Here is a 21,093-nt window from a genome sequence, read left to right as displayed (position 1 = left end):
AAAATCATCGAGTAATCACTCGACCGATTGAAAAAACCCCCGCTCAGCGGGGGTTTTTTTTATTGGGTTGACACTAAATGGGGGCGTCTATAGAATCACGCCTCCTTTTAGCGGGCGTAGTGCGTCCGTTGGGAACAGCCTGGAGTCTGAAATCCAATGCAAAATCAGCAAATCCGTATCAGGTTGAAGGCTTTCGACCATCGCCTGATCGACCAATCCACCCAGGAAATCGTGGAAACCGCGAAACGTACTGGTGCACAAGTGCGTGGTCCAATTCCACTGCCTACCCGCAAAGAGCGTTTCACCGTTCTGGTCTCCCCGCACGTCAACAAAGACGCGCGTGACCAGTACGAGATTCGCACTCATAAGCGTGTTCTGGACATCGTCCAGCCAACGGATAAAACCGTTGACGCGCTGATGAAGCTTGATCTGGCGGCAGGTGTGGAAGTACAGATCAGCCTCGGCTAAGACTTCGGTCTAGTCGTGTAACGCTCTGAAATGGGCGGCCATAGCGGGTGAAAGCCCCGTACACTCATGAGGTTTACAACATGACTATTGGTGTAATCGGTCGCAAGTGCGGTATGACCCGCATTTTCACCGAAGAAGGTGTCTCCATTCCGGTCACGGTCATTGAGATCGAGCCGAATCGTGTCACCCAGTTCAAAACTGAAGAAACCGATGGCTACCGTGCAGTGCAAGTCACTGTCGGCGAGCGTCGTGCTTCGCGTGTGACTGCCGCTCAGGCAGGTCACTTCGCCAAGGCTAACGTTGCCGCTGGTCGCGGTGTCTGGGAGTTCCGTCTTGAAGAAGGCGATTTCCAGGCTGGCGATCTGATCAAAGCTGAACTCTTCACTGCAGGCCAGCTGGTAGACGTTACTGGTCAGTCCAAAGGTAAAGGCTTCGCCGGTACCATCAAGCGCTGGAACTTCCGTGGTCAGGACAACACCCACGGTAACTCCGTGTCGCACCGTGTTCCTGGTTCCATCGGCCAGTGCCAGACTCCTGGTCGTGTGTTCAAGGGCAAGAAAATGTCCGGTCACATGGGCGCCGAGCGCGTGACTGTTCAGTCCCTGGAAGTAGTTCGCGTAGACGCTGAACGCAACCTGCTGCTGGTTAAGGGTGCCGTTCCTGGCGCTACTGGCGGCGACGTGGTTGTACGTCCAGCTGTCAAGGCTCGCGGTTAAGGGGAAACTGACATGCAACTCAATGTAAATGACGCTCAGGCGATCGAAGTTTCCGAACTGACTTTCGGTGGCGAATTCAACGAGACGCTGGTTCACCAAGCAGTCGTGGCCTACATGGCTGGCGGCCGTCAGGGCACCAAGCAGCAAAAGACCCGTTCCGACGTGGCTGGTGGCGGTAAGCGCCCATGGCGTCAGAAGGGTACTGGCCGTGCTCGTGCTGGTACCACTCGTGGTCCGATCTGGCGTGGCGGTGGTGTAACCTTCGCAGCTCGCCCTCAAGATCACTCGCAGAAGCTCAACAAGAAGATGTACCGCGCAGCCCTGCGCTCCATCCTTGCTGAGCTGGTGCGTAGCGACCGTCTGGTCGTGGTTCAGGACTTCGCTGTCGAAGCACCGAAAACCAAAGATCTGCTGAACAAGCTGAACGGCATGGGTCTGAGCGACGTATTGATCGTTTCCGACGCTGTTGATCAGAACCTGTACCTGGCTGCTCGCAACCTGCCGCACGTCGACGTACGTGACGTACAAGGTTCCGACCCGGTCAGTCTGATCGCATACGAGAAAGTGTTGATCACTGTCTCGGCCGTGAAGAAATTCGAGGAGCTGCTGGGATGAACCAGGAACGCGTATTCAAAGTCCTCCTTGGCCCGCACGTTTCCGAGAAGGCTACCGTTCTGGCTGAGAAAAAAGGCCAGTTCGTATTCAAGGTTGCTACTGATGCAACCAAGCTGGAAATCAAGAAAGCTGTCGAAGGCCTGTTCAACGTAAAAGTTGAAAACGTGTCGACTGTTAACGTTCTGGGTAAAACCAAGCGTACCGCACGTGGTCTGGGCAAGCGTAATGACTGGAAGAAGGCGATCGTCTCCCTTCAGCCAGGCCAAGATCTCGATTTCAGCAGCAGTGCTGAGTAAGGAAGGGGTGCATCATGGCAATCGTTAAATGCAAACCGACTTCCCCTGGCCGCCGTTTCGTGGTCAAGGTGGTCAACAAGGAGCTGCACAAAGGCGCTCCTCACGCACCGCTGATCGAGAAAAAATCGAAGTCTGGTGGTCGTAACAACAATGGCCGCATTACCACTCGTCACGTTGGTGGTGGTCATAAGCAGCATTACCGTCTGGTCGACTTCCGTCGCAACGACAAAGATGGCATCCCAGCCACTGTCGAGCGTATCGAATACGATCCAAACCGTACTGCTCACATCGCCCTGCTGTGCTACGCAGACGGTGAGCGTCGCTACATCATCGCCCCTAAAGGCGTGAGCGCTGGCGACCAGCTGATCGCAGGTGCCCTGGCCCCAATCAAGGCCGGTAACTCCCTGCAGCTGCGCAACATTCCAGTGGGTTCCACCATTCACGGCATCGAACTGAAGCCGGGTAAAGGTGCTCAGATCGCTCGTTCCGCTGGTGCTTCGGCTCAGCTGATCGCTCGCGAAGGTGTCTACGTGACCCTGCGTCTGCGCTCTGGTGAAATGCGTAAAGTCCTGGCTGAGTGCCGTGCGACCCTGGGCGAAGTCTCGAACTCCGAGCACAGCCTGCGTTCGCTGGGTAAAGCTGGTGCCAAACGCTGGCGCGGCGTTCGCCCAACCGTTCGTGGTGTTGCCATGAACCCGGTTGACCACCCACACGGTGGTGGTGAAGGTCGTACCTCCGGTGGTCGTCATCCGGTATCGCCATGGGGCTTCCCAACCAAGGGTGCTAAAACCCGTGGTAATAAGCGTACCGACAACATGATCGTCCGTCGTCGCAAGTAACTAGAGGGATACGACAGTGCCACGTTCTCTGAAAAAAGGTCCTTTTATCGATCTTCACCTGCTGAAGAAGGTCGAAGTGGCGGTGGAGAAGAACGATCGCAAGCCAGTTAAAACCTGGTCGCGCCGTTCGATGATCCTGCCACAAATGGTCGGTCTGACCATCGCGGTACACAACGGTCGTCAACATGTCCCAGTTCTCGTGAACGAAGACATGGTCGGCCACAAACTGGGCGAGTTCGCCGGTACCCGCACCTACCGCGGGCACGTGGCTGACAAGAAAGCCAAGCGTTAAGGGGTAAGGAAATGGAAGTAGCCGCTAAGTTGTCGGGCGCTCGCATCTCCGCCCAGAAAGCCCGCTTGGTCGCCGACCAGATCCGCGGGAAGAAGGTGGGCGAAGCGCTCAACCTGTTGGCCTTCAGCAGCAAAAAAGCCGCTGAAATCATGAAGAAAGTCCTCGAGTCGGCCGTAGCCAACGCCGAACACAACGAAGGCGCAGACGTTGATGACCTGAAGGTCTCCACCGTCTTCGTCAACGAAGGGCGTTCGCTGAAGCGCATCATGCCACGTGCCAAAGGCCGTGCTGATCGCATCGTCAAGCGGTCTTGCCATATCACTGTCAAGGTTGCGGACAAGTAACGGAGTCGATCAGATGGGTCAGAAAGTACATCCCACTGGCATTCGCCTGGGAATCGTCAAGGAGCACACCTCCGTCTGGTACGCAGACGGTGCTACTTACGCAGATTACCTGTTGAAGGATCTGAAAACGCGTGAGTACCTCCAAGACAAACTAAAAAGCGCGTCCGTAAGCCGTATCGATATTCATCGTCCGGCTCAAACTGCACGCATCACCATCCACACCGCTCGTCCAGGTATCGTTATCGGGAAGAAAGGTGAAGATGTCGAGAAGCTGCGTCAGGACCTGACCAAGCAGATGGGTGTGCCTGTGCACATCAACATCGAAGAGATCCGCAAGCCGGAACTCGACGCTATGCTGGTTGCGCAGAGCGTAGCTCAGCAGCTGGAACGCCGCGTAATGTTCCGTCGCGCCATGAAGCGCGCCGTACAGAACGCCATGCGTATTGGTGCCAAGGGCATCAAGATCCAGGTGAGCGGTCGTCTCGGCGGTGCTGAGATTGCTCGTACCGAGTGGTATCGCGAAGGTCGTGTGCCGCTGCACACCCTGCGTGCCGATATCGACTACAACACCTACGAAGCTCACACCACTTACGGTGTGATCGGTGTGAAGGTTTGGATCTTCAAAGGCGAAGTTATTGGTGGTCGCCAAGAAGAACTGAAACCACAAGCACCAGCGCCTCGTAAAAAAGCTGCTAAGTAAGGGGTACGCCAAATGTTGCAACCAAAGCGTACAAAATTCCGCAAGCAGATGACTGGCCACAACCGTGGTCTGGCACTGCGCGGTAGCAAAGTCAGCTTCGGCGAGTTCGCCCTGAAAGCTGTTGCTCGCGGTCGCCTCACCGCTCGCCAGATCGAGTCCGCACGTCGTGCGCTGACCCGTCACGTTAAACGTGGCGGCAAGATCTGGATCCGTGTGTTCCCGGACAAGCCGATCTCCAAGAAACCTCTCGAGGTTCGTATGGGTAAAGGTAAGGGTTCCGTGGAGTACTGGGTTGCCCAGATCCAGCCAGGTAAAGTCCTGTACGAGATCGAGGGTGTTTCTGAAGAGCTGGCGCGCGAAGCATTCGCCCTGGCTGCTGCAAAGCTGCCTCTCGCCACCTCCTTTGTTAAGCGGACGGTGATGTGATGAAAGCGAATGAACTTCGTGAAAAATCGGCACAGCAACTGAACGAGCAACTGCTCGGCTTGCTGCGCGACCAGTTCAATCTGCGTATGCAGAAAGCAACTGGCCAGTTGGGGCAGTCGCACCTGCTCTCGCAAGTTAAGCGTGACATCGCTCGCGTGAAAACTGTGCTCAACCAGCAGGCAGGTAAGTGATCATGGCTGAAGCTGAAAAAACCGTCCGTACGCTGACTGGCCGTGTCGTCAGCGACAAAATGGACAAGACCATCACCGTTCTGATCGAGCGTCGCGTAAAGCACCCGATCTACGGTAAATACGTTAAGCGTTCGACTAAGCTGCACGCGCACGACGAAGCCAACCAGTGCAAGATCGGCGACAAGGTTTCCATCCGTGAAACCCGTCCGCTGGCCAAGACCAAGTCCTGGGCACTGGTTGAAGTCCTCGAACGCGCTGTTGAAGTCTAAGGGCTAGGGGTCGGAGAAATTTTATGATTCAGACTCAATCCATGCTCGATGTGGCCGATAACAGCGGCGCTCGTCGCGTCATGTGCATCAAGGTGCTCGGTGGTTCGCACCGCCGTTACGCCGGCATCGGTGACATCATCAAGGTTACCGTCAAGGAAGCAATTCCGCGCGGTAAGGTCAAAAAAGGCCAAGTGATGACTGCTGTTGTCGTGCGCACCCGTCACGGTGTTCGTCGCGCTGACGGTTCCATCATTCGTTTCGACGGCAACGCTGCTGTTCTGCTGAACAACAAGCAAGAGCCGATCGGCACTCGCATCTTCGGGCCAGTGACCCGTGAACTTCGTACTGAGAAGTTCATGAAGATCGTCTCGCTCGCCCCTGAAGTGCTGTAAGGAGATCCGACATGCAAAAGATTCGTCGTGACGACGAGATCATCGTGATCGCCGGCAAAGACAAAGGTAAGCGCGGTAAGGTGCTGAAGGTTCTGGCTGACGACCGTCTGGTCGTTGGTGGTGTGAACCTGGTCAAGCGTCATACCAAGCCTAACCCGATGGCGGGCGTACAGGGCGGTATCGTCGAGAAAGAAGCGCCTCTGCACGCTTCCAACGTTGCCATCTTCAACGGCGAAACCAACAAGGCTGACCGCGTTGGTTTCAAAGTAGAAGACGGTAAAAAAATTCGTGTCTTCAAGTCGACCCAAAAAGCGGTTGATGCTTGAACACTGCTAGGTAGAAGACCATGGCACGACTGAAAGAGATTTACCGGAACGAAATCGCTCCTAAGCTTAAGGAAGAACTTAAGCTGTCGAACGTGATGGAAGTTCCGCGCGTTACCAAAATCACCCTGAACATGGGTCTGGGCGAAGCGATCGGTGACAAGAAAGTCATCGAGCACGCTGTTGCCGACCTGGAAAAGATCACCGGTCAAAAGCCGGTTGTGACTTTCGCTCGCAAATCCATCGCTGGCTTCAAAGTCCGCGAAGGCTGGCCGATCGGCGTCAAGGTGACCCTGCGTAGCGACAAGATGTACGAATTCCTGGACCGCCTGCTGGCGATCTCCCTGCCTCGGGTTCGCGACTTCCGCGGCCTGAATGCCAAGTCCTTCGATGGCCGTGGCAACTACAGCATGGGCGTGAAAGAGCAGATCATCTTCCCGGAAATCGACTACGACAAGATCGATGCTCTGCGCGGTTTGGACATCACCCTGACCACCACTGCTCGTTCGGACGACGAAGGCCGCGCTCTGCTGCGTGCTTTCAAGTTCCCGTTCCGCAACTGATTGGAGTAGGAAAATGGCCAAGAAGAGCATGAAAAACCGCGAGCTGAAGCGTCAGCTCACGGTAGCCAAGTTCGCTAAGAAGCGTGCTGAGCTGAAAGCGACCATCGTCAACGTTAACGCCTCTCCAGAAGAGCGTTTCGCTGCCGTTGTCGCTCTGCAGAAGCAGCCACGTGATGCTAGCGCCTCGCGCCTGCGCAACCGTTGCCGCCTGACCGGTCGTCCTCACGGTGTATACCGTAAGTTCGGCCTGGGCCGTAACATGCTGCGTCAAGCTGCAATGCGCGGTGACGTACCAGGTCTGGTCAAGGCCTCCTGGTAATCGCTGCAGGCTGGATCCCGGCGCAAGGGGAGCAATCTTCCGACCGCCGGTGACCTTGCCAACAAACAAGCCCCTATATGGGGCTTGTTTCGTTTCTGCCTTGTGTCTAGAATGACCGGCTCACCTGAGCCTGGGTTTTTTACCCTGTCTGCTTGGGTGGTTGTGATAGCCGCAAGGCTAATAATTCTTGTATCAGGAGCATCTAGCCCATGAGTATGCAGGACCCGTTAGCGGACATGCTAACTCGCATCCGTAATGCCCAGATGGCTGAAAAGTCCGTCGTAAGCATGCCTTCCTCCACCCTGAAGGTCGCGGTTGCCAAAGTTCTGAAAGACGAAGGTTACATCGCTGGCTACCAGGTTACTGGTGAGGCCAAGCCTTCCCTGTCGATCGAGCTGAAGTACTTCGAAGGCCGTCCGGTCATCGAGGAACTGAAGCGTTCCAGCCGTCCTGGCCTGCGCCAGTACAAGTCCGTCGCAGAACTGCCGAAAGTACGTGGCGGCCTGGGCGTGTCTATCGTCTCCACCAACAAAGGTGTGATGACTGATCGCGCTGCGCGCGCTGCCGGTGTCGGCGGCGAAGTTCTGTGCACAGTGTTCTAAGGGGAGATAGGCATGTCTCGCGTCGCTAAGAACCCCGTTAAGCTGCCAGCAGGCGTCGAAGTCAAATTCGCCGGCCAGCAGCTTTCGGTGAAGGGTGCCAAAGGCACTCTCGAACTGAACGTTCACTCGTCTGTTGAAGTTACCGAAGAGTCTGGCGAGCTGCGTTTCGTCGCTCGCAACGGTGACCAGCAAGCTCGCGCCATGGCCGGTACCACCCGCGCTCTGGTGAACAACATGGTCCAAGGCGTAAGCCAAGGCTTCGAGCGTAAGCTCCAGCTGGTCGGTGTTGGTTACAAGGCACAGGCTAAAGGCACCGTCCTGAACCTGGCTCTGGGCTTCTCGCACCCAGTGGACTACGAACTGCCAGCCGGCATCACCGCTGAAACCCCAAGCCAGACCGACATCCTGATCAAGGGTATCGACAAGCAGCTGGTGGGTCAGGTGGCCGCTGAAATCCGCGACTTCCGTCCGCCAGAGCCTTACAAAGGCAAGGGTGTGCGTTACGCGGACGAAGTAGTCCGTCGTAAAGAAGCCAAGAAGAAGTAGGGCCTAGCAAATGACCGACAAAAAAGTTATCCGACTGCGTCGCGCTCGCAAAGCACGTCTCAAGATGCACGAACTCGAAGTCGTGCGCCTGTGCGTGTTCCGCTCCTCGCAGCACATCTACGCCCAGGTCATTTCGGCCGACGGCAGCAAGGTTCTGGCAAGCGCCTCGACCTTGGACAAAGAACTGCGTGATGGCGCCACTGGCAACATCGACGCGGCCACTAAGGTTGGCAAGCTGGTAGCTGAGCGTGCGAAAGCCGCCGGTGTATCTCAAGTTGCCTTTGACCGTTCCGGCTTCAAGTACCATGGCCGCGTCAAAGCGCTGGCTGATGCTGCTCGTGAAGGCGGGCTGGAGTTCTAAGTTATGGCAAATAACGATCAAAAGCGCGACGAAGGCTACATCGAGAAGCTGGTTCAAGTTAACCGCGTTGCCAAAACCGTAAAAGGCGGCCGTATCTTCACCTTCACCGCGCTGACCGTGGTAGGTGATGGTAAAGGTCGTGTTGGCTTCGGCCGTGGCAAATCGCGCGAAGTACCAGCCGCGATCCAGAAAGCCATGGAAGCTGCTCGCCGCAACATGATCCAGGTTGACCTGAAGGGCACCACCCTGCAGTACGCCACCAAGGCTGCCCACGGCGCCTCGAAGGTTTACATGCAGCCTGCCTCGGAAGGTACCGGTATCATCGCCGGTGGCGCAATGCGTGCTGTCCTGGAAGTTGCTGGTGTTCAGAACGTTCTGGCCAAGTGCTACGGTTCGACCAACCCAGTGAACGTGGTTTACGCCACCTTCAAGGGTCTGAAAGCCATGCAATCTCCTGAATCCATTGCTGCCAAGCGCGGCAAGAGCGTCGAGGAGATCTTCTGATCATGGCAACCGTAAAAGTAACGCTGATCAAGAGCGTCTCGGGCCGTCTGCCTAACCACAAACTGTGCGTTAAAGGCCTGGGTCTGCGTCGCATCGGTCACACTGTAGAAGTCCAGGATACTCCCGAGAACCGCGGGATGATCAACAAGGCTTACTACATGCTGAAGGTCGAGGGTTAATCGATGAAACTCAATGATCTGAGTCCAGCGCCGGGTTCCCGTCGCGAGAAGCATCGTCCAGGTCGTGGTATCGGTAGCGGTCTGGGTAAGACCGGCGGCCGTGGCCACAAAGGTCAGACTTCCCGTTCGGGTGGTTCGATCGCTCCTGGCTTCGAAGGCGGTCAACAGCCGCTGCACCGTCGTCTGCCGAAGTTCGGCTTCGTTTCCCTGAAAGCCATGGACCGCGCCGAAGTGCGTCTGTCCGAGCTGGCCAAAGTGGAAGGCGACGTGATCTCCGTGCAATCCCTGAAGGATGCCAACGTGATCAACCAGCACATTCAGCGTGTGAAAATCATGCTGTCTGGCGAAGTTACTCGCGCAGTCACCATCAAGGGCATCGCAGCCACCAAGGGTGCGCGTGCGGCTATCGAAGCAGCTGGCGGCAAATTCGAGGAATAAATGGCTAAGCAAGGTGCTCTCTCTTCGCTCGGTAAGGGCGGGATGTCGGAACTCTGGGCTCGTCTGCGCTTTCTGTTCATGGCGATCATCGTCTATCGGATAGGTGCGCATATCCCGGTTCCCGGCATCAATCCGGACCGTCTGGCGGATCTGTTTCGGCAGAATGAGGGGACCATTCTTAGCTTGTTCAACATGTTTTCCGGTGGCGCGCTTGAGCGCATGAGCATCTTTGCACTGGGGATCATGCCGTACATCTCGGCATCGATCATCATGCAGCTGATGACGGCGGTCAGCCCGCAACTGGAGCAGTTGAAGAAGGAAGGTGAAGCTGGCCGTCGCAAGATCAGCCAGTACACCCGCTACGGCACCGTTATCCTGGCACTGGTTCAAGCCATTGGCATGTCCATTGGCCTGGCCAACCAGGGCGTGGCGTTTTCTGTAGGCCTGGGCTTCCATGTCGTTGCCGTCTCCACCTTCGTGGCGGGCGCGATGTTCATGATGTGGCTGGGCGAGCAGATCACCGAGCGCGGTGTGGGCAACGGTATCTCGATGTTGATCTTCGCAGGTATCGTTGCCGGTCTTCCGAGAGCAATCGGGCAGTCTTTCGAGTCTGCACGCACAGGCGATATCAACATTTTCGCCCTGGTCGCTATCGGTTTGCTGGCAGTAGCGATTATCGGTTTCGTGGTGTTCATTGAGCGTGGTCAGCGTCGTATCGCCGTTCACTATGCCAAGCGTCAGCAGGGCCGCAAGGTCTTCGCTGCGCAGACCAGCCACTTGCCGTTGAAAGTGAACATGGCGGGGGTTATCCCGGCCATTTTCGCGAGCAGCATTTTGCTGTTCCCGGCTTCGCTGGGTGCCTGGTTCGGTCAGTCCGAAGGTATGGGCTGGCTGCAGGACATCTCGCAGTCGATCGCTCCTGGTCAGCCGTTGAACATTCTGCTGTTTAGTGCAGGGATCATTTTCTTCTGCTTCTTCTACACAGCGTTGATGTTCAACCCGAAAGACGTAGCGGAAAACCTGAAGAAGTCCGGTGCCTTTATTCCGGGTATCCGTCCTGGTGAGCAGTCGGCACGCTACATTGATGGCGTTCTGACTCGTCTGACCATGTTCGGTGCTCTTTACATGATGGCCGTCTGCCTTCTGCCCCAGTTCCTGGTGGTGGCAGCAAATGTGCCGTTCTACCTTGGCGGGACCTCGTTGCTGATTGTGGTAGTGGTTGTGATGGACTTCATGTCCCAAGTACAATCGCACCTCGTTTCGCACCAGTACGAATCCCTGATGAAGAAAGCCAACCTGAAAGGCTACGGTGGCAGCGGTCTGCTGCGCTGATACGCCCCTAAGGTTCGAGGAGTCGGTAATGAAAGTTCGTGCATCGGTGAAAAAGCTGTGCCGTAACTGCAAGATCATCCGTCGCGAAGGCGTCGTACGAGTGATCTGCAGCGCGGAACCGCGTCACAAACAGCGCCAAGGCTGAGTGTGATCTGCGCTTCAAACCCAGCAGCTAGTGTGCTGCTGGGTTGATTATTCGTTTCTACAGCGATATTATCTCGCGCCCTATTTCTTGGCTTCCGGGGCGTAGGTAGCTGTCAATTGGAGTCCCACTGAATGGCCCGTATTGCAGGCGTCAACATTCCAGATAACAAGCATACTGTTATCTCGCTGACCTACATCTATGGTGTCGGTCGCACAACTGCACAGAAGATCTGTGCAGACGCTGGTGTAAACCCAGCCGCTAAGATCAAGGATCTGAGCGACGAGCAAATCGAAACCCTGCGTGGCGAAGTCGCGAAGTTCACCACCGAAGGTGACCTGCGTCGTGACATCAACATGAAGATCAAACGCTTGATGGACCTGGGTTGCTACCGCGGCCTGCGTCATCGTAAAGGTCTGCCGGTTCGCGGTCAGCGCACCAAGACCAACGCACGCACCCGTAAGGGCCCGCGTAAGCCGATCCGCAAGTAATCGCCCAGGAATATAGACATGGCAAAACCTGCTGCTCGTCCTCGTAAGAAAGTCAAAAAGACAGTGGTTGATGGCATCGCCCACATCCATGCCTCTTTCAACAACACCATCGTGACCATCACCGACCGTCAGGGCAATGCTTTGTCCTGGGCGACCTCCGGTGGTTCGGGTTTCCGTGGTTCGCGCAAATCCACCCCGTTCGCAGCTCAGATCGCTGCTGAGCGTGCTGGTCAAGCTGCGCTGGAATACGGTCTGAAGAACCTCGACGTTAACGTCAAGGGTCCAGGTCCAGGTCGTGAGTCCGCCGTTCGTGCATTGAACAGCTGCGGCTACAAGATCGCCAGCATCACCGACGTGACGCCAATCCCGCACAACGGGTGCCGTCCGCCGAAGAAGCGTCGCGTGTAATCAGGAGACAGAAGAATGGCACGTTACATTGGTCCAAAATGCAAACTGTCTCGTCGTGAAGGCACTGACCTGTTCCTGAAGAGCGGCGTTCGCGCTCTGGAATCGAAGTGCAACATCGAAGCAGCCCCAGGTATCCACGGCCAGCGCCGTGGCCGTCAGTCTGACTACGGCACCCAGCTGCGTGAGAAACAAAAAGTCCGTCGTATCTACGGTGTTCTGGAGCGTCAGTTCCGCGGTTACTACCAAGCTGCTGCCTCGAAAAAAGGCGCAACCGGTGAGAACCTGCTGCAACTGCTCGAGTGCCGTCTGGATAACGTCGTTTACCGTATGGGCTTCGGCTCGACTCGTTCTGAGTCGCGTCAGCTGGTTTCGCACAAAGCGATCAGCGTCAACGGTAAGACTGTAAACATTCCATCCTACCAAGTTCGTCCGGGTGACGTGGTCGCGGTTCGCGAGAAATCGCTGAGCCAGCTGCGCATTGTTCAAGCCCTTGAACTGTGCGCCCAGCGTGGCCGCGTTGAGTGGGTTGACGTGGATGCTGCTAAAAAGTCGGGCGTTTTCAAGAACGTTCCTGCTCGCAGCGACCTGTCTGCCGACATCAACGAGAACCTGATTGTCGAGCTCTACTCCAAGTAAGGGCTAGAAAATAGGTGCATCCATGCAGATTTCGGTAAATGAGTTCCTGACTCCCCGCCACATTGATGTGCAGGTAGTCAGTCCGACCCGCGCCAAGATCACGCTCGAGCCTCTCGAGCGTGGTTTCGGCCATACCCTGGGCAACGCGCTGCGCCGCATCCTGTTGTCCTCCATGCCTGGCTGTGCAGTAGTCGAGGCCGAGATCGATGGCGTACTCCACGAGTACTCCGCGATCGAAGGTGTTCAGGAAGACGTCATTGAAATCCTGTTGAACCTGAAAGGCCTGGCTATCAAACTGCACGGTCGTGACGAAGTTACGCTGACCTTGTCGAAAAAGGGTTCGGGGGTGGTTACCGCTGCCGATATTCAGCTGGATCACGATGTCGAGATCGTCAACCCCGATCACGTAATCGCGAACCTGGCGTCGAACGGCGCCCTGAACATGAAGCTCACTGTAGCTCGTGGTCGTGGTTACGAGCCGGCCGACTCCCGTCAAACCGACGAAGACGAAAGCCGTAGCATTGGCCGTCTGCAGTTGGACGCTTCGTTCAGCCCGGTGCGTCGTATCGCCTATGTGGTCGAGAACGCCCGTGTTGAGCAGCGTACCAACCTGGATAAACTGGTCATTGATCTGGAAACCAACGGCACCCTGGACCCTGAAGAGGCAATCCGCCGCGCTGCGACCATCCTGCAACAGCAGCTGGCCGCGTTCGTCGACCTCAAAGGTGACAGCGAGCCTGTCGTAGTCGAGCAGGAAGACGAGATCGATCCGATCCTGCTGCGTCCGGTTGACGACCTGGAACTGACTGTACGTTCGGCCAACTGCCTCAAGGCGGAGAACATCTACTACATCGGCGACCTGATTCAGCGTACCGAAGTAGAGCTGTTGAAGACTCCTAACCTCGGCAAGAAGTCCCTGACTGAAATCAAGGACGTCCTGGCCTCTCGTGGTCTGTCTCTCGGCATGCGCCTCGACAACTGGCCGCCTGCAAGTCTTAAGAAAGACGACAAGGCGACCGCCTGATCGTCGTAATCACCGAACGTAGTGTTTGGTAAGGAATGAATCATGCGTCATCGTAAAAGTGGACGTCACCTGAGCCGTACCAGCTCTCACCGCAAGGCTATGTTCCAGAACATGGCAGTGTCGCTGATCGAGCACGAGCTGATCAAAACCACCCTGCCGAAAGCCAAGGAACTGCGCCGCGTTGCCGAGCCGCTGATCACCTTGGCCAAGGAAGACAGCGTTGCTAACCGTCGTCTGGCCTTCGACCGTACCCGTTCGAAGTCCGCTGTTGGCAAACTGTTCAACGACCTGGGCAAGCGTTACGCCACCCGTCAGGGCGGCTACCTGCGCATCCTGAAGTGCGGTTTCCGCGCTGGCGACAACGCGCCTATGGCGTACGTCGAGCTGGTTGATCGTCCGGTCGGCGGTGCTGTAGAAGCTGCTGAGTAAGACGTTCTGTCTGCTACAAAGAACCGGGCCTAGTGCCCGGTTTTTTGTGTCTGTTGGTATTGTTAATTTCTATTGATGTAAATCAGTTAATGAATTTGTCCCTGTAACCTTGCTCGTCAATACTCTCTCCATAGCCGATTAGCCGGCGCTTCAAGACCGATAAGGAGAGCCCATGAGCAAGATTCTCACCACCGCCAGCGGTGCACCTGTAGCCGACAACCAGAACTCCCGCTCCGCCGGCCCACGCGGCCCGCTGCTGCTTGACGACTTCCACCTGATTGAGAAGCTCGCCCATTTCAACCGTGAGAACATTCCAGAGCGCCGGGTTCACGCGAAGGGTTCGGGCGCCTATGGCACTTTTACCGTAACCCGCGACATCACCGATTACACCAGCGCCAAACTGTTCGAGCAGATTGGCAAGCAGACGGAGACATTCCTGCGCTTCTCTACCGTGGGTGGCGAACGTGGTTCTGCGGACACAGAGCGCGATCCGCGCGGATTTGCCGTCAAGTTCTACACCGAGGAAGGTAACTGGGACATCGTGGGTAACAACACGCCAGTGTTCTTCATTCGTGATCCGCTCAAGTTCCCGGACTTTATCCACACCCAGAAACGTCACCCGCAGTCCAACCTGAAGAACGCCCAGATGATGTGGGATTTCTGGTCGCACTCGCCCGAGGCGCTGCACCAGGTCACCATCCTGTTCTCCGACCGGGGCATTCCGGATGGCTACCGCCACATGCACGGCTTTGGCAGCCACACCTACAGCCTGATCAATGCCCAGGGTGAGCGCACTTGGGTCAAATGGCACTTCAAGACCCAGCAAGGCATCAAGAACCTCGCCCCGGCAGAGGCCGCACGCTTGGCAGGTACTGATCCGGACTACGCCCAGCGCGACCTGTTCGAAGCCATTGAGCGTGGCGATTATCCACGCTGGACTGTCTGCATCCAGGTGATGAGCGAAGCCGAGGCCGCGAGCCGCGACGAGAACCCGTTCGACGTGACCAAAACCTGGTCGCAAAAGGACTACCCATTGATCGAAGTGGGCGTGCTTGAGCTTAACCGCAACCCGCTCAACTACTTCGCCGAGGTCGAGCAGGCTGCCTTCGGGCCAAGCAACATGGTGCCAGGGGTTGGCCTGTCGCCGGACCGCATGCTGCAGGGCCGCGTGTTCGCCTACGCGGACGCACACCGCTACCGTGTGGGGACTAACCACCAACAGTTGCCGGTGAACGCACCACGCTGCCCGGTCAACAGCTACCAGCGCGACGGCTCCATGGCCACTGGCAGCTATGGCAGTGCACCGAACTACGAACCCAACAGCTACGCCGCGGCACCGAAACAGTCGCCACGTCACGCCGAGCCCGCATTGGCTCTGAATGGCTCGGCCGACCGTTACGATCACCGCGAGGACACTGACTACTACAGCCACGCCGGCGCGCTGTTCCGCCTGATGAGTGACGAGCAGAAAGCCCTGCTGATCAGCAACATCGCTGGAACCATGGCGGGTGTCAGTGAGGACGTCATCCAACGCCAGTTGCAGTACTTCTTCCAGGCCGACCCGGCCTATGGAGAAGGGATCGCCAAAGCCCTGGGCATCAATCTCGCCTAAGTCGAAGTGATAAGAAGAACCGCCCTCATTCGGGCGGTTTTTCAATGAATATCACTACTGTTTAACCGATTTTTTGCTTCTAATTGCGCATTTTTCAGTGACCGCAGGCAAAAGCTGGTTCACACTATGTGGCATAGACGTTTTCATATGGAGAAGCAGGGCGATGCAAGGCCACCCGGACGTAATCAACTACCTCGTCACGTTGCTGAAGGGCGAACTGGCAGCACGCGACCAGTACTTCATTCATTCGCGCATGTACGAAGACTGGGGCCTGACCAAGCTCTACGAGCGTATCAACCACGAGATGGAAGAAGAGACGCAGCACGCTGATGCCCTGATGCGTCGCATCCTGATGCTCGAAGGCACACCTGACATGCGTGCAGACGACTTGGAAGTCGGCAGCACCGTGCCGGAAATGATCGAGGCCGACCTCAAGCTTGAGTACAAGGTGCGCGGTGCGCTGTGCAAAGGCATCGAGCTGTGCGAGCTGCACAAGGACTACATCAGCCGTGACATCCTGCGTGCGCAACTGGCGGACACCGAAGAAGATCACACCTACTGGCTGGAGAAGCAGCAGGGTCTGATCAAGGCCATTGGCCTGGAGAACTACCTGCAGTCGCAGATGTAAGTTACCCACAGTCTCAAGAAAAAGCCCCTGACACCAATGGTGCCAGGGGCTTTTTCATTCCATCAGCAACACTCAGGCCCGGTCCCGCTCCAGCAGCGGTTTCAGGTAATGCCCGGTATAGGACTGCTTCATCTCGCTCAGTTCTTCCGGCGTACCGCAGGCAATGATCTGTCCCCCTTTGGAACCACCCTCCGGGCCGAGGTCCACCAGCCAGTCAGCAGTCTTGATCACATCCAGGTTGTGCTCGATCACCACCACGGTATTGCCGTGATCACGCAGGCGATGCAGCACGTCCAGCAACTGCTGGATATCGGCAAAGTGCAGGCCCGTGGTGGGTTCATCCAGGATATACAGGGTTTTGCCGGTATCGCGCTTGGACAACTCGCGGGACAGCTTCACCCGCTGCGCCTCACCACCAGACAAGGTAGTCGCCGACTGGCCCAGCTTGATGTACGACAGGCCTACATCCATCAGTGTTTGCAGCTTGCGCGCCAGCGCTGGCACTGCGTCGAAGAATTCGCGGGCATCCTCGATGGTCATTTCCAGCACCTCGTGGATGTTCTTGCCCTTGTACTTGATCTCCAACGTTTCGCGGTTGTAGCGCTTGCTCTTGCACACGTCGCACGGCACGTAGATGTCTGGCAGGAAGTGCATCTCGACCTTGATCAGGCCATCGCCTTGGCAGGCCTCGCAACGGCCACCCTTGACGTTGAACGAGAAACGTCCCGGGCCATAGCCGCGTGAGCGCGACTCCGGCACCCCGGAGAACAGCTCGCGGATAGGGGTGAAAATACCGGTGTACGTTGCCGGGTTCGAGCGCGGAGTGCGGCCGATCGGGCTCTGGTCGATATCCACCACCTTATCCAGGTGCTGCAGGCCGTCCATGCTGCTGTGCGCTGCGGCTTCCAGGCTGCTTGCGCCATTGAGGGCAGTAGCGGCCAAGGGGAACAGGGTGTTGTTGATCAGCGTCGATTTGCCCGAGCCGGATACCCCCGTCACGCAGGTCAGCAGGCCGATGGGGACTTCGAGGTCGACGTTCTGCAGGTTGTTGCCACGCGCACCCTTGAGCTTTAGTTGCAGCTTCTTGTTGCGCGGCGTGCGCTTGGCTGGCACGACGATCTTCTTGCGTCCGGACAAGTACTTGCCGGTTAACGAATCAGGGTGGTCCATGACCTCCTGTGGCGAGCCCTCGGCGACGATCTGGCCACCATGCACACCGGCCCCTGGGCCGATATCGACCACATAGTCGGCCAAGCGAATGGCGTCCTCGTCGTGCTCTACCACGATGACCGTGTTGCCCAAATCGCGCAGGTGGTTGAGGGTGGCCAGCAGGCGGTCGTTGTCGCGTTGATGAAGGCCGATGGACGGTTCATCAAGGATGTACATCACCCCGACCAGGCCGGCGCCAATCTGGCTGGCAAGCCGGATACGCTGGGCCTCGCCACCGGACAGGGTGTCGGCGCTACGGTCGAGGGTGAGGTAGTCGAGGCCGACGTTGACCAGGAACTGCAAGCGCTCGCAGATTTCCTTGAGGATCTTGGCGGCAATCTCGCCACGGCGGCCAGTCAGGGTCAGCTCGCCAAAGTAGTTGCTGGCTTCACCGATCGGTAGGTTGGTGACCGCCGGCAGCGTTTTTTCGCCTACCCACACATGGCGTGCTTCACGGCGCAGGCGAGTGCCACGGCAATCCGGGCAGGGCTGGGTGCCGAGGAACTTGGCCAGCTCTTCGCGTACGGTGGCCGACTCGGTCTCGCGGTAGCGGCGTTCCAGGTTCGGCACGATGCCTTCAAACGGGTGCGAGCGCTTTACGATATCGCCACGGTCGTTCAAGTACTTGAAGTCGATGCTTTGCTTGCCACTGCCTTGCAGGATCACCTTCTGGTGTTCTGCCGAGAGCTCGCCGAAGGGTTCTTCCAGGCTGAAGCCATAATGCGCGGCCAACGAGCCGAGCATCTGGAAGTAGTAAACGTTGCGTCGGTCCCAGCCGCGGATCGCACCTTCAGCCAGGGTGAGTTCGGTATTGACCAGGCGTTTGGTGTCGAAGAACTGCTTCACCCCCAGGCCATCGCAGGTCGGGCAGGCGCCAGCCGGGTTGTTGAAGGAGAACAGCTTGGGTTCCAGCTCGCTGATGGCATGGCCGCACACCGGGCAGGCGAAGCGGGCGGAGAAGATCATCTCTTCGCCTGGTTCGTCGTCCATCGGTGCTACCAGAGCGATCCCGTCGGCCAGCTTCAGTGCGGTCTCGAACGATTCAGCGAGGCGTTGCTGCAGGTCGGCGCGCACCTTGAAGCGGTCTACCACCACATCGATGCTGTGCTTTTTCTGTTTGTCCAGTTTGGGCAGTTCGTCCAGCTCGTAGAGCTTGCCGTTGACCCGGGCGCGTACGAACCCTTGAGCGCGCAACTCGTCAAACACGGCCAGGTGCTCACCCTTGCGCTCGCGCACCACCGGCGCCAGCAGCATCAGCTTGCTGCCTTCCGGGCGCTCCAGCACCAGGTCGACCATCTGGCTGATCGTTTGCGCCTCCAGCGGGATATCGTGGTCCGGGCAGCGTGGCGTACCCACGCGGGCATACAACAGGCGCAGGTAGTCGTAGATTTCAGTGATGGTGCCGACCGTGGAGCGTGGGTTGTGCGAGGTCGACTTCTGCTCGATGGAAATGGCCGGTGAGAGGCCTTCGATGGTATCGACGTCGGGCTTTTCCATCATCGACAGGAACTGCCGGGCGTAGGCCGACAGCGATTCCACGTAGCGGCGCTGGCCTTCGGCGTAGAGGGTGTCGAACGCCAGGGACGACTTGCCGGAACCGGACAGGCCGGTGATCACGATCAGCTTGTCCCGGGGCAGGGTCAGGTCGATGTTCTTCAGGTTGTGGGTACGTGCCCCACGAATCAGGATCTTGTCCACTGCGGCCTCGCTTGGCGGGCATAAACAAGGAAGTATACGGCGCGCCAGTATGACGCGGCAAAGCGTCGCGTAGATGCCGTTACGCTGTCGGACTGATAGAATCGCCGCCGGTTCACACGAGGTTAATCCATGCACGACACCCACAACGAGCGCATGAGTGGCGGCGAAACCCGCGCCGCTGGCGGCCTTGCTCTGGTCTTTGCCTTTCGTATGCTGGGCATGTTCATGGTCTTGCCGGTACTGGCTACCTACGGCATGGACCTGGCCGGCGCCACCCCTGCGCTGATCGGCCTGGCCATTGGCGCCTATGGCCTGACTCAGGCGGTATTGCAGATCCCGTTCGGGATGATCTCCGACCGCATCGGCCGCCGGCCGGTGATTTACCTGGGGCTGGTGATTTTCGCCCTGGGCAGTGTGCTGGCGGCCCAGGCCGACTCCATCTGGGGCGTGATCGCCGGGCGTGTTTTGCAGGGCGCCGGTGCGATTTCTGCCGCCGTCATGGCGTTGTTGTCCGATCTCACCCGCGAGCAACACCGGACCAAGGCCATGGCCATGATCGGCATGAGCATCGGCCTGTCGTTTGCCGTCGCCATGGTCGTCGGACCCTTGCTGACAAGTGCCTTCGGCTTGTCAGGATTGTTCCTGACCACGGCGGGGCTTGCCCTGGTAGGCATCCTGCTGATTGCCTTTGTCGTGCCCAACACGCATAGCATCCTGCAGCACCGCGAATCGGGCGTGGCGCGCCAGGCACTCGGCCCAACCCTGCGTCATCCGGACCTTCTGCGCCTGGACATAAGCATCTTCGTCCTCCATGCCATTCTCATGGCCAGCTTCGTCGCGCTGCCGCTGGCCTTCGTCGAGCGCGGTGGGCTGCCCAAGGAGCAGCACTGGTGGGTGTACCTGACCGCGCTGTTCATCTCATTTTTTGCAATGGTCCCGTTCATCATCTACGGCGAAAAAAAGCGCAAGATGAAACGCGTGTTGGCCGGCGCTGTCAGTGTCCTGCTGCTGACAGAGATATACTTCTGGGAGTGGGCTGACGGTTTGCGCGGACTGGTGATTGGCACCGTGGTATTCTTTACCGCATTCAACCTGCTGGAGGCATCGCTGCCTTCGCTGGTGAGCAAGGTGTCGCCTGCCGGTGGCAAGGGGACGGCGATGGGGGTCTACTCCACCAGCCAGTTCCTTGGTGCGGCGCTGGGCGGCATTCTCGGTGGCTGGTTGTTCCAGCACGGTGGGCTGGACACGGTGTTCCTCGGTTGCGCGGTGCTGTGTGCCATCTGGCTGGTCGTCGCCCTGCGCATGAACGAGCCGCCTTATGTGACCAGTCTGCGCATGCCGCTGACGCCTGAGGCAGTCCGTGAAGCCGGCCTGTCCGAGCGCCTGATGGCCGTGCCGGGTGTGACCGACGCTGTGGTGGTGGCTGAAGAAGCCGCTATCTATATCAAACTGGATACGAAAATTTTGGACCGTGCGACCCTCGAGCGACTGGTGAACCCAGCCTCTTCGGCGTGCGAAGCCTAGGAGAACGTTATGGCCCGTGGGGTTAACAAAGTCATTCTGGTCGGCACCTGTGGCCAGGATCCCGAAGTCCGCTACCTGCCCAACGGTAACGCCGTGACCAACCTGAGCCTGGCTACCAGCGAGCAGTGGACCGACAAGCAGTCGGGCCAGAAGGTAGAGCGTACCGAGTGGCACCGTGTGTCGCTGTTCGGCAAGGTTGCCGAGATCGCCGGCGAGTACCTGCGCAAAGGTTCGCAGTGCTACATCGAAGGCAAACTGCAGACCCGTGAGTGGGAAAAAGACGGTATCAAGCGCTACACCACTGAGATCATCGTCGACATCAACGGCACCATGCAGCTGCTGGGTGGCCGTCCGCAGGGCCAGCAGCAGGGCGGCGACCCGTACAATCAGGGTGGCGGCAACTACGGTGGCGGCCAGCCGCAACAGTACAACCAGGCTCCACGTCAGCAGGCCCAACGCCCGCAACAGGCCCCTCAGCGCCCGGCGCCGCAGCAGCCAGCGCCACAGCCGGCGGCTGACTTTGACAGCTTTGATGACGATATTCCGTTCTAGCCCTGACCTAAGATAAAAACGTAAA

The 21,093-nt window shown here is 57.8% G+C and carries 33 protein-coding genes; 32 read left to right on the top strand and 1 reads right to left on the bottom strand.

Annotation, left to right across the window (positions count from 1 at the left end):
- The first annotated feature begins 156 nt into the window (after window positions 1-156).
- The 30 genes from rpsJ to bfr all read left to right on the top strand — a co-directional run bounded on the left by rpsJ (window position 157) and on the right by bfr (window position 16,085).
- Window positions 157-468: a 30S ribosomal protein S10 gene (gene rpsJ, locus ACF8MI_RS07575; protein ID WP_003186070.1), complete on the top strand. Its 312-nt coding sequence runs from the start codon at window positions 157-159 to the stop codon at window positions 466-468.
- Window positions 469-548: 80 nt separating this feature from the next.
- The gene (gene rplC / locus ACF8MI_RS07570) at window positions 549-1,184 is read left to right on the top strand and encodes a 50S ribosomal protein L3 (RefSeq protein WP_003257089.1); all 636 of its coding nucleotides are present in this window, start codon (window positions 549-551) and stop codon (window positions 1,182-1,184) included.
- A 12-nt stretch (window positions 1,185-1,196) separates the two neighbouring features.
- A complete protein-coding gene (gene rplD, locus ACF8MI_RS07565) occupies window positions 1,197-1,799 on the top strand; it encodes a 50S ribosomal protein L4 (protein WP_003255485.1) in 603 nt (200 codons plus the stop codon).
- On the top strand, window positions 1,796-2,095 hold the full coding sequence (rplW, locus tag ACF8MI_RS07560) for a 50S ribosomal protein L23 (RefSeq protein WP_003255484.1): 300 nt from the start codon (window positions 1,796-1,798) through the stop codon (window positions 2,093-2,095). The genes rplD and rplW overlap by 4 nt, the downstream gene beginning before the upstream one ends.
- A 14-nt stretch (window positions 2,096-2,109) precedes the next feature.
- Entirely contained in the window at window positions 2,110-2,934 is an 825-nt protein-coding gene (gene rplB / locus ACF8MI_RS07555; protein WP_003255483.1) for a 50S ribosomal protein L2, read from the top strand.
- Window positions 2,935-2,950: 16 nt separating this feature from the next.
- Window positions 2,951-3,226 carry a 30S ribosomal protein S19 gene (gene rpsS / locus ACF8MI_RS07550; RefSeq protein WP_003255482.1) on the top strand — a complete coding sequence of 92 codons (276 nt, stop codon included), beginning with the start codon at window positions 2,951-2,953 and terminating at the stop codon, window positions 3,224-3,226.
- 11 nt (window positions 3,227-3,237) lie between these two features.
- Window positions 3,238-3,570 carry a 50S ribosomal protein L22 gene (gene rplV / locus ACF8MI_RS07545; protein WP_003103908.1) on the top strand — a complete coding sequence of 111 codons (333 nt, stop codon included), beginning with the start codon at window positions 3,238-3,240 and terminating at the stop codon, window positions 3,568-3,570.
- Window positions 3,571-3,583: 13 nt separating this feature from the next.
- On the top strand, window positions 3,584-4,270 hold the full coding sequence (gene rpsC / locus ACF8MI_RS07540) for a 30S ribosomal protein S3 (RefSeq protein ID WP_003255481.1): 687 nt from the start codon (window positions 3,584-3,586) through the stop codon (window positions 4,268-4,270).
- A 12-nt stretch (window positions 4,271-4,282) separates the two neighbouring features.
- Window positions 4,283-4,696 carry a 50S ribosomal protein L16 gene (gene rplP, locus ACF8MI_RS07535; RefSeq protein WP_003255479.1) on the top strand — a complete coding sequence of 138 codons (414 nt, stop codon included), beginning with the start codon at window positions 4,283-4,285 and terminating at the stop codon, window positions 4,694-4,696.
- Window positions 4,696-4,887 carry a 50S ribosomal protein L29 gene (gene rpmC, locus ACF8MI_RS07530; protein ID WP_002555481.1) on the top strand — a complete coding sequence of 64 codons (192 nt, stop codon included), beginning with the start codon at window positions 4,696-4,698 and terminating at the stop codon, window positions 4,885-4,887. The genes rplP and rpmC overlap by 1 nt, the downstream gene beginning before the upstream one ends.
- 2 nt (window positions 4,888-4,889) lie before the next feature.
- Entirely contained in the window at window positions 4,890-5,156 is a 267-nt protein-coding gene (rpsQ, locus tag ACF8MI_RS07525) for a 30S ribosomal protein S17 (RefSeq protein WP_003255478.1), read from the top strand.
- A gap of 23 nt (window positions 5,157-5,179) precedes the next feature.
- Window positions 5,180-5,548 (top strand): 50S ribosomal protein L14, encoded by a 369-nt coding sequence (rplN, locus tag ACF8MI_RS07520; protein ID WP_002555479.1) that lies wholly within the window; start codon window positions 5,180-5,182, stop codon window positions 5,546-5,548.
- 11 nt (window positions 5,549-5,559) lie between these two features.
- Complete coding sequence (gene rplX, locus ACF8MI_RS07515) at window positions 5,560-5,874, top strand: 50S ribosomal protein L24 (protein ID WP_016715319.1); 315 nt, start codon at window positions 5,560-5,562, stop codon at window positions 5,872-5,874.
- A gap of 20 nt (window positions 5,875-5,894) precedes the next feature.
- Entirely contained in the window at window positions 5,895-6,434 is a 540-nt protein-coding gene (rplE, locus tag ACF8MI_RS07510) for a 50S ribosomal protein L5 (protein ID WP_003255474.1), read from the top strand.
- 13 nt (window positions 6,435-6,447) lie between these two features.
- Window positions 6,448-6,753 (top strand): 30S ribosomal protein S14, encoded by a 306-nt coding sequence (gene rpsN / locus ACF8MI_RS07505; protein ID WP_009681970.1) that lies wholly within the window; start codon window positions 6,448-6,450, stop codon window positions 6,751-6,753.
- Window positions 6,754-6,962: 209 nt separating this feature from the next.
- Complete coding sequence (gene rpsH / locus ACF8MI_RS07500; protein WP_009681971.1) at window positions 6,963-7,355, top strand: 30S ribosomal protein S8; 393 nt, start codon at window positions 6,963-6,965, stop codon at window positions 7,353-7,355.
- A gap of 12 nt (window positions 7,356-7,367) precedes the next feature.
- A complete protein-coding gene (gene rplF / locus ACF8MI_RS07495) occupies window positions 7,368-7,901 on the top strand; it encodes a 50S ribosomal protein L6 (protein WP_009681972.1) in 534 nt (177 codons plus the stop codon).
- A gap of 10 nt (window positions 7,902-7,911) precedes the next feature.
- Window positions 7,912-8,262 (top strand): 50S ribosomal protein L18, encoded by a 351-nt coding sequence (rplR, locus tag ACF8MI_RS07490; RefSeq protein ID WP_009681973.1) that lies wholly within the window; start codon window positions 7,912-7,914, stop codon window positions 8,260-8,262.
- Between the two features lie 3 nt (window positions 8,263-8,265).
- Complete coding sequence (gene rpsE / locus ACF8MI_RS07485) at window positions 8,266-8,766, top strand: 30S ribosomal protein S5 (RefSeq protein ID WP_003255465.1); 501 nt, start codon at window positions 8,266-8,268, stop codon at window positions 8,764-8,766.
- Between the two features lie 2 nt (window positions 8,767-8,768).
- Window positions 8,769-8,945: a 50S ribosomal protein L30 gene (gene rpmD / locus ACF8MI_RS07480; protein WP_003255463.1), complete on the top strand. Its 177-nt coding sequence runs from the start codon at window positions 8,769-8,771 to the stop codon at window positions 8,943-8,945.
- Between the two features lie 3 nt (window positions 8,946-8,948).
- Window positions 8,949-9,383 carry a 50S ribosomal protein L15 gene (gene rplO / locus ACF8MI_RS07475; RefSeq protein WP_003255461.1) on the top strand — a complete coding sequence of 145 codons (435 nt, stop codon included), beginning with the start codon at window positions 8,949-8,951 and terminating at the stop codon, window positions 9,381-9,383.
- On the top strand, window positions 9,384-10,715 hold the full coding sequence (gene secY / locus ACF8MI_RS07470) for a preprotein translocase subunit SecY (protein WP_003257108.1): 1,332 nt from the start codon (window positions 9,384-9,386) through the stop codon (window positions 10,713-10,715).
- 28 nt (window positions 10,716-10,743) lie between these two features.
- Entirely contained in the window at window positions 10,744-10,860 is a 117-nt protein-coding gene (rpmJ, locus tag ACF8MI_RS07465) for a 50S ribosomal protein L36 (RefSeq protein ID WP_002555468.1), read from the top strand.
- Window positions 10,861-10,991: 131 nt separating this feature from the next.
- Window positions 10,992-11,348, top strand: coding sequence for a 30S ribosomal protein S13 (gene rpsM / locus ACF8MI_RS07460; protein ID WP_003255457.1), 357 nt, complete (start codon window positions 10,992-10,994; stop codon window positions 11,346-11,348).
- Window positions 11,349-11,366: 18 nt separating this feature from the next.
- The gene (gene rpsK, locus ACF8MI_RS07455; protein WP_003255454.1) at window positions 11,367-11,756 is read left to right on the top strand and encodes a 30S ribosomal protein S11; all 390 of its coding nucleotides are present in this window, start codon (window positions 11,367-11,369) and stop codon (window positions 11,754-11,756) included.
- A 15-nt stretch (window positions 11,757-11,771) separates the two neighbouring features.
- A complete protein-coding gene (gene rpsD / locus ACF8MI_RS07450; protein ID WP_009681977.1) occupies window positions 11,772-12,392 on the top strand; it encodes a 30S ribosomal protein S4 in 621 nt (206 codons plus the stop codon).
- Window positions 12,393-12,414: 22 nt separating this feature from the next.
- Window positions 12,415-13,416, top strand: coding sequence for a DNA-directed RNA polymerase subunit alpha (locus ACF8MI_RS07445; protein WP_003255452.1), 1,002 nt, complete (start codon window positions 12,415-12,417; stop codon window positions 13,414-13,416).
- Between the two features lie 42 nt (window positions 13,417-13,458).
- Complete coding sequence (gene rplQ, locus ACF8MI_RS07440) at window positions 13,459-13,845, top strand: 50S ribosomal protein L17 (protein ID WP_003255451.1); 387 nt, start codon at window positions 13,459-13,461, stop codon at window positions 13,843-13,845.
- A 172-nt stretch (window positions 13,846-14,017) separates the two neighbouring features.
- Entirely contained in the window at window positions 14,018-15,457 is a 1,440-nt protein-coding gene (locus ACF8MI_RS07435; RefSeq protein WP_060499571.1) for a catalase, read from the top strand.
- A gap of 163 nt (window positions 15,458-15,620) precedes the next feature.
- Window positions 15,621-16,085, top strand: coding sequence for a bacterioferritin (gene bfr / locus ACF8MI_RS07430; RefSeq protein WP_016715322.1), 465 nt, complete (start codon window positions 15,621-15,623; stop codon window positions 16,083-16,085).
- A gap of 72 nt (window positions 16,086-16,157) precedes the next feature.
- On the opposite strand, the gene uvrA is transcribed toward bfr, so the two are convergent.
- A complete protein-coding gene (gene uvrA / locus ACF8MI_RS07425) occupies window positions 16,158-18,992 on the bottom strand; it encodes an excinuclease ABC subunit UvrA (protein ID WP_060499570.1) in 2,835 nt (944 codons plus the stop codon).
- A 129-nt stretch (window positions 18,993-19,121) separates the two neighbouring features.
- On the opposite strand from uvrA, the gene ACF8MI_RS07420 reads away from it, so the two are divergent.
- Both ACF8MI_RS07420 and ACF8MI_RS07415 read left to right on the top strand, forming a co-directional pair.
- Entirely contained in the window at window positions 19,122-20,516 is a 1,395-nt protein-coding gene (locus ACF8MI_RS07420) for an MFS transporter (RefSeq protein WP_060499569.1), read from the top strand.
- 9 nt (window positions 20,517-20,525) lie between these two features.
- The gene (locus ACF8MI_RS07415) at window positions 20,526-21,068 is read left to right on the top strand and encodes a single-stranded DNA-binding protein (protein ID WP_104833549.1); all 543 of its coding nucleotides are present in this window, start codon (window positions 20,526-20,528) and stop codon (window positions 21,066-21,068) included.
- Window positions 21,069-21,093: the final 25 nt, after the last annotated feature.

The organism is Pseudomonas sp. yb_9, assembly GCF_043103635.1.
GTDB lineage: Bacteria > Pseudomonadota > Gammaproteobacteria > Pseudomonadales > Pseudomonadaceae > Aquipseudomonas > Aquipseudomonas monteilii.
Note: the sequence above shows the minus strand (reverse complement) of the source record. Positions and strands in the feature narration are given on the sequence as shown.